This window comes from Psychroserpens sp. AS72 (genome assembly GCF_038900375.1).
In the GTDB taxonomy this organism is placed as follows: domain Bacteria; phylum Bacteroidota; class Bacteroidia; order Flavobacteriales; family Flavobacteriaceae; genus Psychroserpens.
In genome coordinates, this window is sequence record NZ_JBBMRC010000004.1 from 21,451 (window position 1) to 35,731 (window position 14,281).

Annotated in this window: 16 protein-coding genes; 10 read left to right on the forward strand and 6 right to left on the reverse strand. The window is 32.3% G+C overall.

Annotation, left to right across the window (positions count from 1 at the left end):
* Window positions 1–9 precede the first annotated feature (9 nt).
* A complete protein-coding gene (gene asnB, locus WNY78_RS08910; RefSeq protein ID WP_342872858.1) occupies window positions 10–1,680 on the reverse strand; it encodes an asparagine synthase B in 1,671 nt (556 codons plus the stop codon).
* Window positions 1,681–1,951: 271 nt separating this feature from the next.
* On the opposite strand from asnB, the gene WNY78_RS08915 reads away from it, so the two are divergent.
* Window positions 1,952–2,497 (forward strand): DUF2911 domain-containing protein, encoded by a 546-nt coding sequence (locus WNY78_RS08915; RefSeq protein WP_342872859.1) that lies wholly within the window; start codon window positions 1,952–1,954, stop codon window positions 2,495–2,497.
* A gap of 94 nt (window positions 2,498–2,591) precedes the next feature.
* Here the strand turns inward: WNY78_RS08915 and WNY78_RS08920 are convergent, their stop codons facing one another.
* Complete coding sequence (locus WNY78_RS08920; protein ID WP_342872860.1) at window positions 2,592–3,224, reverse strand: 7-carboxy-7-deazaguanine synthase QueE; 633 nt, start codon at window positions 3,222–3,224, stop codon at window positions 2,592–2,594.
* Between the two features lie 268 nt (window positions 3,225–3,492).
* Here WNY78_RS08920 and WNY78_RS08925 point away from each other — a divergent pair, with 268 nt between their 5' ends.
* The 8 genes from WNY78_RS08925 (at window position 3,493) to WNY78_RS08960 (ending at window position 9,802) form a co-directional block, all read left to right on the forward strand.
* A complete protein-coding gene (locus WNY78_RS08925) occupies window positions 3,493–5,031 on the forward strand; it encodes a helicase HerA-like domain-containing protein (RefSeq protein WP_342872861.1) in 1,539 nt (512 codons plus the stop codon).
* A 37-nt stretch (window positions 5,032–5,068) separates the two neighbouring features.
* The gene (locus tag WNY78_RS08930; protein ID WP_342872862.1) at window positions 5,069–5,626 is read left to right on the forward strand and encodes a hypothetical protein; all 558 of its coding nucleotides are present in this window, start codon (window positions 5,069–5,071) and stop codon (window positions 5,624–5,626) included.
* Between the two features lie 62 nt (window positions 5,627–5,688).
* On the forward strand, window positions 5,689–6,660 hold the full coding sequence (locus WNY78_RS08935) for a YitT family protein (RefSeq protein ID WP_342872863.1): 972 nt from the start codon (window positions 5,689–5,691) through the stop codon (window positions 6,658–6,660).
* A 101-nt stretch (window positions 6,661–6,761) separates the two neighbouring features.
* Window positions 6,762–7,124, forward strand: a complete 363-nt coding sequence (locus tag WNY78_RS08940; protein WP_342872864.1) for a cupin domain-containing protein — start codon at window positions 6,762–6,764, stop codon at window positions 7,122–7,124.
* Window positions 7,125–7,952, forward strand: a complete 828-nt coding sequence (locus WNY78_RS08945; protein WP_342872865.1) for an alpha/beta hydrolase — start codon at window positions 7,125–7,127, stop codon at window positions 7,950–7,952.
* A gap of 17 nt (window positions 7,953–7,969) precedes the next feature.
* A complete protein-coding gene (locus WNY78_RS08950; RefSeq protein ID WP_342872866.1) occupies window positions 7,970–8,722 on the forward strand; it encodes a pseudouridine synthase in 753 nt (250 codons plus the stop codon).
* 77 nt (window positions 8,723–8,799) lie between these two features.
* Entirely contained in the window at window positions 8,800–9,366 is a 567-nt protein-coding gene (locus WNY78_RS08955) for a hypothetical protein (RefSeq protein WP_342872867.1), read from the forward strand.
* A 10-nt stretch (window positions 9,367–9,376) separates the two neighbouring features.
* Window positions 9,377–9,802 carry a VOC family protein gene (locus WNY78_RS08960; RefSeq protein ID WP_342872868.1) on the forward strand — a complete coding sequence of 142 codons (426 nt, stop codon included), beginning with the start codon at window positions 9,377–9,379 and terminating at the stop codon, window positions 9,800–9,802.
* Here the strand turns inward: WNY78_RS08960 and WNY78_RS08965 are convergent.
* The 4 genes from WNY78_RS08965 to ffh all read right to left on the reverse strand — a co-directional run bounded on the left by WNY78_RS08965 (window position 9,788) and on the right by ffh (window position 13,257).
* Complete coding sequence (locus WNY78_RS08965) at window positions 9,788–10,507, reverse strand: TIGR02206 family membrane protein (RefSeq protein WP_342872869.1); 720 nt, start codon at window positions 10,505–10,507, stop codon at window positions 9,788–9,790. The genes WNY78_RS08960 and WNY78_RS08965 overlap by 15 nt on opposite strands.
* 61 nt (window positions 10,508–10,568) lie before the next feature.
* A complete protein-coding gene (locus WNY78_RS08970) occupies window positions 10,569–11,444 on the reverse strand; it encodes a bifunctional 5,10-methylenetetrahydrofolate dehydrogenase/5,10-methenyltetrahydrofolate cyclohydrolase (RefSeq protein ID WP_342872870.1) in 876 nt (291 codons plus the stop codon).
* Between the two features lie 29 nt (window positions 11,445–11,473).
* Complete coding sequence (locus WNY78_RS08975; RefSeq protein ID WP_342872871.1) at window positions 11,474–11,857, reverse strand: four helix bundle protein; 384 nt, start codon at window positions 11,855–11,857, stop codon at window positions 11,474–11,476.
* A gap of 71 nt (window positions 11,858–11,928) precedes the next feature.
* Window positions 11,929–13,257, reverse strand: coding sequence for a signal recognition particle protein (ffh, locus tag WNY78_RS08980; RefSeq protein WP_342872872.1), 1,329 nt, complete (start codon window positions 13,255–13,257; stop codon window positions 11,929–11,931).
* Between the two features lie 310 nt (window positions 13,258–13,567).
* On the opposite strand from ffh, the gene WNY78_RS08985 reads away from it, so the two are divergent.
* A complete protein-coding gene (locus WNY78_RS08985; protein WP_342872873.1) occupies window positions 13,568–14,083 on the forward strand; it encodes a sigma-70 family RNA polymerase sigma factor in 516 nt (171 codons plus the stop codon).
* The last annotated feature ends 198 nt before the right edge of the window (window positions 14,084–14,281 follow it).

The window sequence follows — 14,281 nt, forward strand, 5'->3', positions numbered from 1 at the left end:
AAGTTATTCTTATGCTTTCACATAAGCCTTATCATGCACATTTGAAATGGCTCTTCCTGAGGGCTCATTCATGTTTTTAAACGCTTCATCCCATTCTAAAGCAGTTGCTGTACTACAAGCTACACTTGCTTCTTGAGGTACACTTTTTGCAGCAGCATCGCTTGGGAAGTGTCCTTCAAAAATTGAACGATAATAAAACTCTTCTTTATTTTGTGGTGTTTGAATAGGGAAACGGAATTTTGCATTTTCCATTTGCTCGTCACTTACTTCTTTATCTACAATTTCTTTTAATGTATCAATCCAACTATAACCAACACCATCACTAAATTGTTCTTTTTGTCTCCATGCAACACTTTCTGGTAGCATATCTTCAAATGCTTTACGAATCACCCATTTTTCCATGCGTTCTCCATTAATCATTTTGTCTTGTGGGTTTATTCTCATGGCAACATCCATAAATTCTTTATCTAAAAATGGTACACGACCTTCAATTCCCCAAGCTGCTAAACTTTTGTTAGCTCTCAAACAATCATACATGTGCAATTTATCTAATTTACGAACCGTTTCTTCATGAAATTCTTGAGCATTTGGTGCTTTATGAAAATACAAATAACCTCCAAAAATTTCATCTGCTCCTTCTCCAGATAACACCATTTTTATTCCCATTGACTTAATAACTCTTGCCATTAAATACATTGGTGTTGAAGACCTAATAGTTGTTATATCATAGGTTTCAATATTATAGATAACATCTTTTATAGCATCTAAACCTTCTTGGATTGTAAATTTTATTTCGTGGTGCACAGTTCCAATATGGTCTGCCACTTTTTGTGCAGCAGCCAAATCTGGTGAACCTTCTAATCCTACAGCGAATGAATGTGTTTGCGGATACCAAGCGTCTGACGTATCATCAGATTCTACACGTTTTTGTGCATATTTTTTTGCTATTGCTGATACGACAGAAGAATCCAATCCACCAGAAAGTAACACACCATAAGGCACATCACTCATTAATTGTCTGTGAACTGCTGCCTCTAGAGCTTCCTTTACTTCTGCAATACTTGTTTCGTTTTCTTTTACTGCGTCGTAATCTGTCCAATCTCGTTTGTACCATTTAACGAACTTCCCATCTTTACTTGACATATAATGTCCTGGAGGAAATAATTCAATTTTGGTACAAACACCTTCTAGCGCTTTTAATTCTGAAGCAACATAAAAAGTTCCGTTTTGATCCCAACCGATATATAATGGAATAATTCCCATATGATCTCGAGCTACAAAATATTCATCTTTTTCGGTGTCATAAATTGCAAAACCAAAAATACCGTTCATCTCATCCACAAAGTCTGCTCCTTTTTCTTGATATAATGCTAAAATAACTTCGCAATCACTTTCTGTTTGAAACTTATAATCTGGAAACTGCTTACGTAGTTCACGATGGTTATAAATTTCTCCATTAGCAGCAAGAATAAGTTTTTTATCTGGACTAAAAAGCGGCTGTTTTCCTGAAGCAGGATCAACAATCGCTAAACGTTCGTGAGCTAATATCGCTTTCTCGTCGCTATAAATTCCGCTCCAGTCTGGTCCTCTATGACGAATAGTTTTTGCCATTTCTAGGATTTGAGGTCTTAAATCTTCCGATTTTTGTTTTATGTCAAACGCACATACAATTCCGCACATATCTTTTATTCTTTATTTTATAATTCTAATTAAGTATTCAAATTGATTGGACAAATATGAGATTAGTATTACATATTTAAAACACAAATACATTTATTGGTTACAATTCGAAACAATAAATACAATTTTTAAATAATATTAAAACCAAGTTGTTTTAAAAACACATTATTTTACTTAAAAATGTAAACTTTAACATCAGTTTACGACTTTAGATATTGTAATTAAACCTACGAGGTTTATCTTTATAAAATCACTTAAACTTAAAACAAAAATGAAAACAAAATCAATTATTTCAACTGTCGTTATGGCATTTATTATGTTAATTTCTTTAAACATAAATGCTCAAGAATTTGCACCAATGGATAAAAGCCCAATGGATGGAGCTTCATTTCCTACGAGCTACAAAGAAGCCAACAAATTAATTAAAGTTATTTATAGCAGACCTCAACTTAATGGACGTTCATTAGAAAAGTTAGCACCAAATGGTGAAGTATGGAGAACTGGAGCTAATGAAGCTGCAGAATTAACACTCTACACGACAATGGCTTTAGGAGACACTAAAATTGCACCTGGTACATATACATTTTATGTTATTCCTGGTGAAAAAGAATGGACTGCTATTATAAGTAAAGACTTAAATGTTTGGGGAAGCTATTTCTACAAACAAGAAAATGATGTAGCTAGAATAACTGTACCTGTAACAGAAGGAAAAGAATCATTAGAAGCATTTAGTATGGCTTTTACAGAATCTAAAGATGGTGTTCACATGCATTTAGGATGGGATACTGTTAGAGTTGCTGTTCCTTTTACGAAGTAAAAAAGCCTCTAGTAAATAGATATTATGAAAAAGTCCTAACTTATAGTTGGGACTTTTTTTTTTTATATAAACAGAAATGTTACTATTAGTCAATTTATGGAATATTCAAATACTTATGCGTTTGTAAAGACACTTTCCATTTTGGGTTTGCCATCACGTAATCTACAATCTGTGGAACGACCTTATCACGTTTACTCCATTCTGGTTGCAAATACAATATGCAGTCTTTATTTACTTTTGCTGCCTGTTCTTCTGCAAACTTGAAATCATCCTTATTATATATGATACATTTTAGCTCATGAGCTTTATCATATACTTTTTCGGTTGGTAATTTCATTTTCTTAGGAGACAAACAAATCCAATCCCAAGTACCAGATAATTCATATGCTCCAGATGTTTCAATATGAGTTTGTACACCTTTGGCTTTTAACTGAGTCGTTAATGGGTTCATGTCCCACATTAATGGTTCTCCTCCAGTAACCACAATCGTATTACTGTATTTAACAGCATTTTCAACAATTTTCTCTGTTTCGGTTGGAGGATGTAATTCTGCTAACCAGCTTTCTTTAACGTCACACCAATGGCAACCTACATCACAACCACCAATTCTAACAAAATAAGCAGCTGTTCCTTTATGGAATCCTTCACCTTGAATGGTATAAAACTCTTCCATTAATGGTAAAAGTAATCCTTTATCAATAAGTACTTGTCGTTCTGTTCTTGTCATAGCTTGCAAAGATATTAAATAGTAGGCAGTTTTTAGTATTCAGTTTTCAGTATATTTTGAGAACTAGATTCCTTAATCTTTTTAATGCAATTTTATTTCTATAGAAATACCCAACCGTATTCTATAACAAAAATATAAAGCTAAACTAAGTGGCTAAATGCAGACGATTTCCGAAGTAAAAAATTTAGCTATACTTTTGAGTTTTTTTTCATTTTAGTACATTTTAAACTTGACTAAAATTACACTATTTTTATACAAATTTTGAAACATGAGTAGAACGGACGATTTTTTAAAGGAAATCACAGAAGGAAACATAAACAAAGGAGAATATATCACTTTAGGATCTGCAATGTTGGATGGCGAAACGCTAACTAATGCCTTTGTGAATGTACCTTTAAAAACGATGAATAGACATGGCTTAATTGCTGGCGCTACTGGTACTGGAAAAACTAAAACGCTTCAAGTACTTGCAGAGAATTTGAGTGAGAAAGGGATTCCTGTGTTATTGATGGACATTAAAGGTGATTTGAGTGGGTTGGCAAAACCAAGTCCTGGTCATCCTAAAATTGATGAACGTCACAAAAAAATTGGATTACCGTTTGATCCAAAATCATTTCCTGTAGAAGTGATGACATTATCTGAACAAGATGGTGTTAGACTTCGTGCAACTGTTAGTGAGTTTGGGCCTGTTTTGTTGTCTCGTATTTTAGATTTAACTGAAACTCAGTCTGGAGTTGTTGCTGTTATATTTAAATATTGTGATGATAATAAATTACCATTACTGGATTTAAAAGATTTTAAAAAGATACTTCAATACGCAACACAAGAAGGTAAAGAAGAATTTACTGAAGCCTACGGAAGAATTTCAACTGCTTCTACAGGAGCAATCTTAAGAAAAGTAGTTGAAATTGAACAACAAGGTGGTGAACTGTTTTTTGGTGAAAAATCATTTGAAGTTGACGATTTATTACGTGTTGATGATAGCGGAAGAGGTTATATAAACATTATTCGTCTAACCGACATACAAGATAAGCCAAAGTTATTTTCTACATTTATGTTGAGCCTTTTGGCTGAAATATACTCTACATTTCCTGAACAAGGTGATAGCGGACGACCAGAACTCATTATGTTTATTGACGAAGCTCATTTAATTTTTAATGAAGCTTCAAAAGCATTACTTAATCAAATTGAGAGTATTGTAAAACTCATACGAAGTAAAGGTGTTGGATTGTATTTTGTCACTCAAAACCCGACAGATGTTCCTGAAGCTGTTTTAGGTCAATTAGGTTTGAAAGTACAACATGCGTTGAGAGCCTTTACTGCAAAAGATAGAAAAGCTATTAAACTGACTGCTCAAAATTACCCAGATACAGAATTCTACGATACTGCAGATGTTTTAACATCGCTAGGTATTGGAGAAGCTTTAGTATCTGCTTTAGATGAAAAAGGAAGACCTACACCTCTCGCTGCAACAATGATGCGTGCTCCTATGAGTAGAATGGATATACTTACAGATTTAGAGCTTTCTGATTTGTTAGGAAAATCTAAACTTGCAAAAAAATATAACGAAGAAATAGACAGACATAGTGCTTATGAAATGCTCAATAAAAAGATTGAAGTAGCAGAAGCCGAAGAAGCTAAAGAAAAAGCTCGAAAAGAAAAGGAAGCACTCGAAAAAGCTGAAAGCAAACAAAAAGCATCAAGATCTCGCAGCAGAAGCACGCGTCAAAATCCAATCGTTAAAGTTTTGACAAGTCCTACCGTAATTAGAAGTGTTCTTGGTATTTTAACCAAAATGCTTAGATAACAAATAAAACATTTAAACATTCATTTTTAAAATCTATATGAAACACCTAATTACCATTGTCATTTTAACCGGATTGCTATTAAGTTGTACTAAGGAAAAAGAACATAACCCATTTTTAATAACAAAACATAGTATTGGATTATTAACAGATTCTACACAAGTTAAAGATTTAGAAATAGTTTTTGCAAAAGACTCTATTGTGAAACCTTCTATTAAAGGAGACGAATTCACAGGTCAAAACAATGACTTTGATATTTATTCTTCAACAGGTAAAAAATTATTAAGCCTCACTCCTAGTCAAGCTTTAGACTCTACATCTGTAATTGAGAGTGTTAGAATTTTAAGTGAAAAATACAAAACCGAAAAGAGCATTTCTACGTTAAGTACCTTTAAAGATATTAATGATGCTTACAAGATTTCAAGTATAAATAATCTTATTAACACTATAGTTATTTCTGTAAATGAGATTAATGCATCATTTACAATAGATAAAAAAGAATTACCTGCGAATTTGAGATTTGATATGTCACTTAATATTGAACCTGTTCAAATTCCTGATACTGCTAAGATTAAATACTTTATTATACATTGGTAAAACATTTTTGATTTCATCTAAAACCACAATAAACACTTTCACATAAGACCAGTTTAAAAACTATGAATCCATTTATTTCAAAAATACTGGTTAATATTGCTCAAAAGCGTCTTGCAGACAAAAAGGGTACTAAAGCTGCTACAAATATTCAGATTGCTCCATTAGTAAAGAATTTACAAGTAGAATTAGTACACGCAGTTAAAGAATACATATTTATCATAATAGGAGTTTTTGCGGCTGGATTTGGATTAAAAGGATTTCTATTGCCTAATCAATTTATTGATGGTGGTGCAACAGGAATCTCGCTTTTACTACAAAACGTTACCAATTTACCGCTTGGTATATTGTTGGTTATTATTAACCTTCCTTTTATTTTATTAGCGACTAAAACTATAAATAAAAAGTTTGCATTAAGAAGTATTATAGCCATCGCATTTTTAGCAATTGTAGTTCACTTCGTTGATTACCCAGTAATTACTGAAGACAAATTATTGATCGCAATTTTTGGTGGATTCTTCCTAGGCTTAGGAATAGGGTTGGCAATTAGAGGTGGAAGCGTTATTGATGGTACTGAGGTATTAGCCATTTTCATGAGTAGAAAATTAGGCATTTCAATTGGTGATGTTCTTTTACTAATAAATGTGATTATTTTCTCCTTTGGTGCTTATGTTCTATCTATTGAAACTGCTATGTACGCTATTCTAACCTATTTAGCTGCTGCCAAAACAGTAGATTTTGTTGTTGATGGTGTAGAAGAATATATTGGTGTGACTATAATTTCAGATTTTCATGACGATATAAGAAAAGTGCTAACCGAAAAATTAGGTAGAGCATGCACAATTTCTCCAGCAAAAGGCGGTTATAAAAATGATAGCACACATTATGACAAATCTGTTATTTACATTATAATTACGAGATTAGAATTACCAAAACTCAATACTGAAATCGATAAAATCGATAAAAATGCTTTTATCATTATGAATGTAGTAAAAGATTTAAGAGGCGGAACCATAAAAAAGAAACCATTAAAATAAAATATAAGTTTAAATATTAATATCTTTAGTGTGCAACTACAAATAAATATTAAGTTGCTGAAATTTAAATTAAATAATTTAGGGAGAATACATAATTATAAATGAAAAAATATAAAATACAAAACTCTCCATTTCTTGTTCCTACTACTGACGGAAAGATTATCGAAGAACATTTCGGTAATGCTACAGATGGAAACTCTCAAATAAGCATTGCACATATGATTGCACCTGCTGGTTGGAGTGAACCTTTTCAAACTCCAGCATTTGATGAATACACCTATATAATTAAAGGTAAAAAACAATTTATAATAGATGGTGAAACGATCGTTCTTGAAGCTGGCCAATCTATTAAAATCGAAAAGAACACTAGAGTTCAATATTCCAACCCATTTACTATTGCTTGCCAATATATCGCTATTTGCACACCTGCTTTTTCTATGAACCTTGTTAATAGAGAAGAATAAATGAAAAATATCATTGTAAAAATAGTAGGCTCATTTATAAATCTAATAAGTTATATTTCTCCTCGACTTGCTGGACGAATGGCTTTAACTCTTTTCTCAAAACCTCGTCGAATCAAATTAAAAGAACCTGAAAAAGACTTTCTACAAACTGCTTTTTTAGAAGATGTTAATTATGAAGATGTCAATATTATGACGTATCGCTGGTTAGGTAAAAAAGAAACTGTGTTATTAGCTCATGGTTGGGAAAGCAATACAGTAAGATGGAAAGATCTCATAACAAAACTTAAAGCATTAGATTACAATGTCGTTTCTTTAGATGCTCCTGGTCATGGTAAAACTAGTGGTCGTATTTTTAATGCACTTTTGTATTCAGAGTGTATTAATGTTGTGGCTAAAAAATTTAATGCCAATATTATTATCGGACATTCCGTTGGAGGAATGGCGACTGCTTTTTTTCAGAAAAAATATCAATTATCTACAGTAAATAAATTAGTATTACTTGGAGCTCCTTCAAATTTTACAGGTGTATTTAGTAGATATGTAAACATGATGAGTTACAATTCTCGTGTTTCAAAAACAATGGATGAGCTTATTTATGAACGCTTCAATCAAAAGCCTGACTATTTTAATGCTGCTCGTTTTTTGGAAGAAACAACTATTGATGGTTTATTAATTCATGATAAAAAAGATAAAATCATCCCTTATAACGATGCAGAAGATTTTAAAAATTTCTATAAAACCTCTAAACTTATTACTACAGAAGGTTTTGGTCATGGATTAAGACATGATGACGTAAACAATCATATAATCGATTTTATTACTACTTAGTTTTGTAATTTTGCTACATGTCAGAAAATTTAAAACGAATCAACAAATTTCTTAGTGAAGTTGGCTACTGTTCTAGAAGAGAAGCAGACAAACTCATTGATGCTGGACGCGTTACTATAAATGGTGCAGTTCCAGAAATGGGAACAAAAATATCTCCAACAGATGAAGTCCACGTTGATGGTAAACGCATTGAAAACACAAATCAAGAGTTTGTTTATTTAGCATTTAATAAGCCAGTAGGCATCGTTTGCACTACAGATACTCGTGTTGAAAAAGATAACATTATAGACTTTATAAATTATCCTAAACGTATTTTCCCAATAGGACGATTAGATAAACCAAGTGAAGGTTTAATCCTTTTAACAGATGATGGAGATATTGTAAACAAAATTCTACGTGCCAGTAACAATCATGAAAAAGAATATATTGTTAGAGTGGACAAACCCATATCTCAAACGTTTCTTTTACGTATGGCTGGCGGAATATATCTAGAAGACTTAGAAAAAACCACTAAAAAATGTGTGGTTAAAAAAATTGATTCACAAACGTTTAGTATCATTTTAACTCAAGGTCTAAACAGACAAATTCGTCGTATGTGTGAATATTTAACCTATGAAGTGGAGACTTTAAAACGTGTTCGTATCATGAACATACCCTTAGACGTTCCTGTTGGAGAATACCGTGAATTGACTAAAGAAGAATTTGAAACTTTAAATGATTTACTTACTTCTTCTACAAAAACCTACCAAGAAAATAAAGCAAAACAATAGTTATATACTTGTTAATTTATTCATAAATCACTAAAACAATTAAAGTCACATAATTAACTTTAAGGAAAACTATAATCATGCGACTTTCAATTATTCTCTTACTGTGTTCATTTTTCGGATTCTCACAAAATGAATATGAACCTTCAAAATCATTTCCCTTCGGAAAAGTAAATCCTACAGCACCAGAGCAAACAAAAGACTATCAAGCCTTAATTGGTTTATGCAATTGCAAATCCACTTCAAGAAATCAAGATGGAAGTTGGGCAGAACCAATAGACATGACATGGAATTGGAAATACATCATGAACGGTATGGCTGTACAAGATGAAACTTTAAAAGCAGATGGAAAACATTCTGGAAGTATAAGACAATTTATTGCAGATAGTAGTAAGTGGTATGTACATTATTATGCGTCTGGTACACCAACAACTAAGCTTTCCACATGGGAAGGCAACACAACTAAAGATGGAAATATCGTATTGTATAAAGACCAAAAAGCTCCTAATGGTACAGATGGTTTTTCTAGACTCACATTTTACGAGATTAATGATAAAGGTTATAAATGGGTTGGCGAATGGGTTGACAAAACTGAAACAACGACGTTTGCTTTTTGGAAAATTGAATGCATAAGAACCAAAGACTAATTAGTTAACCATGAACACTAATATAGCTCCTTTTCATCTCGCAATTCCTGTTCATAATCTAGAAGAATGTAGAACGTTTTATAAAGAAATCCTAAATTGTGAAGAAGGACGACGTAGCGACCATTGGGTAGATTTCAACTTTTTTGGTCATCAACTCGTTATTCATTATAAAGCTAAAAACAAAGAAGATATCCACACCAATGCTGTTGATGGCAAATCTGTTCCTGTACCACATTTTGGCGTTGTTTTACCTTGGGACACGTTTCATGATTTATCAAAAACATTAGCCAACAAAAATGTAGATTTTATTATAGAACCTTACATTAGATTTAAAGGTCAAACAGGTGAACAAGCAACAATGTTTTTCTTAGATCCTGCAGGAAATGCTCTAGAATTTAAAGCATTTAAGGATCTCAATCAATTATTTGCTAAGTGATTTTTTCTTTACTTCGGAAATATAAAAGGGCAAGTAAATTAAGAGAAACAATGGGATTATGATCAACTGACCCACAATAATATAATAAGGCCAATCTCCAAAATAATCTAATACCGAAGCTGATGCTGGTTTTCTATTCAAATAGAAATAATTAGCATCTAAAACGTAATTGATAATAATCATCAATACTACATAAACCTGTAATGCAAGAAAAGATTTAAAAACACTTTTAAGCTTAGGTTTTAGTTTTAAAACTAAAATACTGTAAAATATAATGGTCAACAAACCTAAGTGAACAATCCAATATCTAAAATAATCTAGACTAGGAAATCCTTCTGCAATATCTGGTGTAATGACACCTTGTAAGGTTCCAGCGATAATCCAGAAGATTAGAATTTCAAACATCCAATACTTTCGGTAGTAGGTGAAAATTGGAATTATGATTCCGAGGAGACTACACAAGTATAGAGGCAAATCTGTTCTCATATTATAGTCTGTACTATACATACTATAAACATGAAATGCAATTACCGTTACTGAAATAAAAATTGCGATAGAATGAATGTTGCGATACTGACTTTCCGCAGAAACACGTCTTGCATATGTAATTAAAGCTATTGCTATAATTATTGCTAACCCAATAGGAATGAGATGTTCTATACTTAGAATTTGAACACGATCTATAGCAGCACTTAATGTAATCATACTGCAATATAAAATTTAATCCAGAAATAGATTCTCGGCTTCGTTAAGAATAAGAAGAAACTTACATGCGTTGCTCACGAGCCAACAATGTATTTTTAAGTAACATTGCAATGGTCATTGGTCCAACACCTCCAGGAACTGGTGTAATATAACTCGCTTTCTTACTCACGTTCACAAAATCAACATCACCTGTTATGACATATCCTTTTGGAGAATTCTCATTTGGCACTCTCGTAATTCCAACATCAACGATGACAGCACCATCTTTTACCATTTCAGCTTTTAAGAAATTTGGTACTCCTAAAGCAGAAATAATAATATCTGCTTGCGATGTAATTTGTGTTATATTTTTTGTGTGACTATGTGTTAATGTCACTGTAGAATTTCCAGGAAATCCTTTACGTCCCATTAAGATACTCATTGGTCGTCCAACAATATGACTTCTTCCAATTACAACGGTATGTTTTCCTTTAGTTTCAACACCATAACGATCCATAAGCTCTAAAATACCAAATGGAGTTGCAGGAATAAACGTACTCATATCTAAAGCCATTTTTCCGAAGTTCTCAGGATGAAATCCATCAACATCTTTACTTGGGTCTACAGCCATCAATACTTTTTGTGTATTAATTTGAGGTGGCAATGGTAATTGAATAATAAAACCATCAATATCATCATTTTGGTTTAGTTCTTCAATTTTATCTAACAATTCTATTTCGCTTGTTGTATTTGACAAACGAACCATTGTAGATTCAAATCCAACACGTTCACAAGCACGAACTTTACTACCAACATAAGTTAAACTTGCACCATCATTTCCAACAATAACTGCAGCCAAATGTGGTACTTTTTCACCTTTAGCTTTCATTTTATCAACTTGAGCCTTGATTTCGTTTTTAATGTCGTTGCTTACTTTCTTACCGTCGAGGATTGTCATAATATAGTTTTCAGTTGCAGTCGCAGTTTTCAGTTGCTTACTGTTATGTTAGTTACTCCAAACTTTGTTGGATTATTTATCATGTAATTTATTAATTTACCTACTTCAATATTTTGCGAAGTTAGATTTGTATGTTGAATTTCAGAAATATAATTACATTTGAGAACAAAGTCTAACCATGTACTAGTTTCAGAATTTTCGCCATCACTATCTGTTAATTTACTTATAAAATGTTTTGGATATCTTCTTTTTCTATAAGCTTCAGCCATATTTGCATTTACAGAACGAGAACTTCTTCTTATCTGGTCTGTTAACGAATAGGTTTCTTCTTTAGGAAAGGATTTTGAAATCTCAAAAATCTGCATAGCCAAATCAAAAGATTTTTGATATGCTAATAGTTTTTTGAAATCCATTTTTTATTAATTATAAGATGTTTGTTTAAAAAATTGCGCACTGTAAACTGCAACTGCGACTGAGAACTTTTCTAACGTGCGCCTTTCATTGCTTGCATCATTGCTTTTCCTTTTCCGCCTTGCATCATCTTCATCATCTTACTCATTTGGTTGAATTGTTTTAAAAGCTGATTAACTTCTTGTACCGAAGTCCCAGACCCTTTACCAATTCTCTTCTTTCTACTTGCGTTAATAACCGAAGGGTTAGAACGTTCATCAGGAGTCATAGAATGAATAATTGCTTCAATACCTTTAAATGCATCATCATCAATATCAACATCTTTCATCATTTTTCCTGCTCCAGGAATCATTCCGATAAGATCTTTCATATTACCCATTTTCTTGATTTGCTGTATTTGCTTCAAGAAATCATCAAAACCGAATTGATTTTTTGCAATTTTCTTTTGAATCTTACGAGCTTCTTCTTCATCATATTGCTCTTGAGCTCTTTCAACTAAAGATACAACATCACCCATTCCTAAGATACGATCTGCCATACGTGATGGATAGAACACATCAATTGCTTCCATCTTCTCTCCTGTACCAATAAACTTGATTGGTTTATTTACAACAGATTTAATAGAAATTGCTGCACCACCTCGTGTATCACCATCGAGTTTAGTAAGGATAACACCATCAAAATTTAGAATATCGTTGAAGGCTTTAGCTGTATTCACAGCATCTTGACCAGTCATAGAATCAACTACAAATAATGTCTCTTGTGGTTGGATGGCTTTATGAATATTAGAAATCTCAGTCATCATCGCTTCATCAACTGCTAAACGACCAGCTGTATCAATAATAACAACATTGTGACCATTTTCTTTTGCATGAGCAATACCAGCTTGAGCAATAGCGACAGGATCGTTATTACCTTTATCACTATAAACATCAATTTTTAATTGTTCTCCAACAACATGTAATTGATCAATCGCAGCAGGACGATAAACATCACAGGCTACTAGTAATGGTTTTTTAGTTTTTTTGTTTTTTAAATAATTGGCTAATTTACCAGAGAACGTCGTTTTACCTGAACCTTGTAAACCAGACATTAATATCACACTCGGATTTCCAGAAAGGTTAATTCCTTCTGCATCTCCACCCATTAATTCTGTCAACTCATCTTTAACAAGTTTAACCATTAATTGTCCTGGCTGCAAACTCGTCAATACATCTTGACCTAATGCTTTTTCTTTTACTCTATTGGTAAATTCTTTAGCAATTTTAAAGTTAACATCGGCATCTAAAAGTGCTCTACGAACCTCTTTTAAGGTTTCTGCAACGTTTACTTCTGTAATGCTACCATGACCTTTTAGTACGTGTAACGCTTTATCTAACTTTTCACTTAAATTATTAAACATATTCTTGTAGAATTTTAAAGGGACAAATTTAGCGATTTGTGATGTATTTATGAAGTGCAAATCAAAATTAAACACAAAAAAGGATTGCTATGACCAACAATCCTTTTTTAACCAACTAAAAACTAAAACTAACTGTTGAGTTTCATCAACGATTACTAATTTTTAATAGAACAAATAAAAACATAAAACTCCTACCTTAAAAAATTCAAAATTTTAAATTCAAAGTTTCAAATTGAGCTGTAACTTCAACTACAAGTTAAATTTCGATTTCAATTTCTATTTCCTAACTTAGCCACAACTAAAAACTAAAATGTCAAAACCGCTCAAGGAACATATATGCGAAGAACAGTTGTTCTCGTCTATTTTTAGAAAACACTCTAAAGATTTACACGACTTTCTCTACTACAAATTTGGCAGTCAGTTAAATCCGCAAGACAAAATGCAGGAAGCATTTGTAAAATTGTGGGAGAATTGTGCTAAAATTCCGCAGAATAAAGCAAAAAGTTTTTTATTTACTACGGCAAATAACCTCATGCTAAACGAGTTTGCACATCAAAAAGTAGTATTAAGACATCGAAAAATTATTCCAAAAAATAGCACGAATATAAATCCGGAATTTCTACTCCAAGAAAAAGAATACAAAGCAAAATTAGAAAAAGCAATTGCAGGACTCACGGAAGCACAACGCGTTGCATTTTTAATGAATAGAGTTGAAGGTAAACGGTTTAAAGAAATAGCTGCATTATTAGATATTTCAACAAAAGCAGTAGAAAAACGAATCTATGGAGCTTTAAAGAAGTTAAGGAAAGATATTGATGAACTTTAAAAAAGTATGCAGTCGCAGTGCTCAGTCACAGAACTCAATTGTTTAAACATTAATCTTTAATTTATAATTTTATAAGTAAATTAACAGATAATGATGAAGAGAACTCCGAAACTAATACTTGGTTATACTTTACAAAAGCTTGCGAATATATTACAACAAGAGAATTTAACAAATCAAAATATTGAAATCGGTAAATTA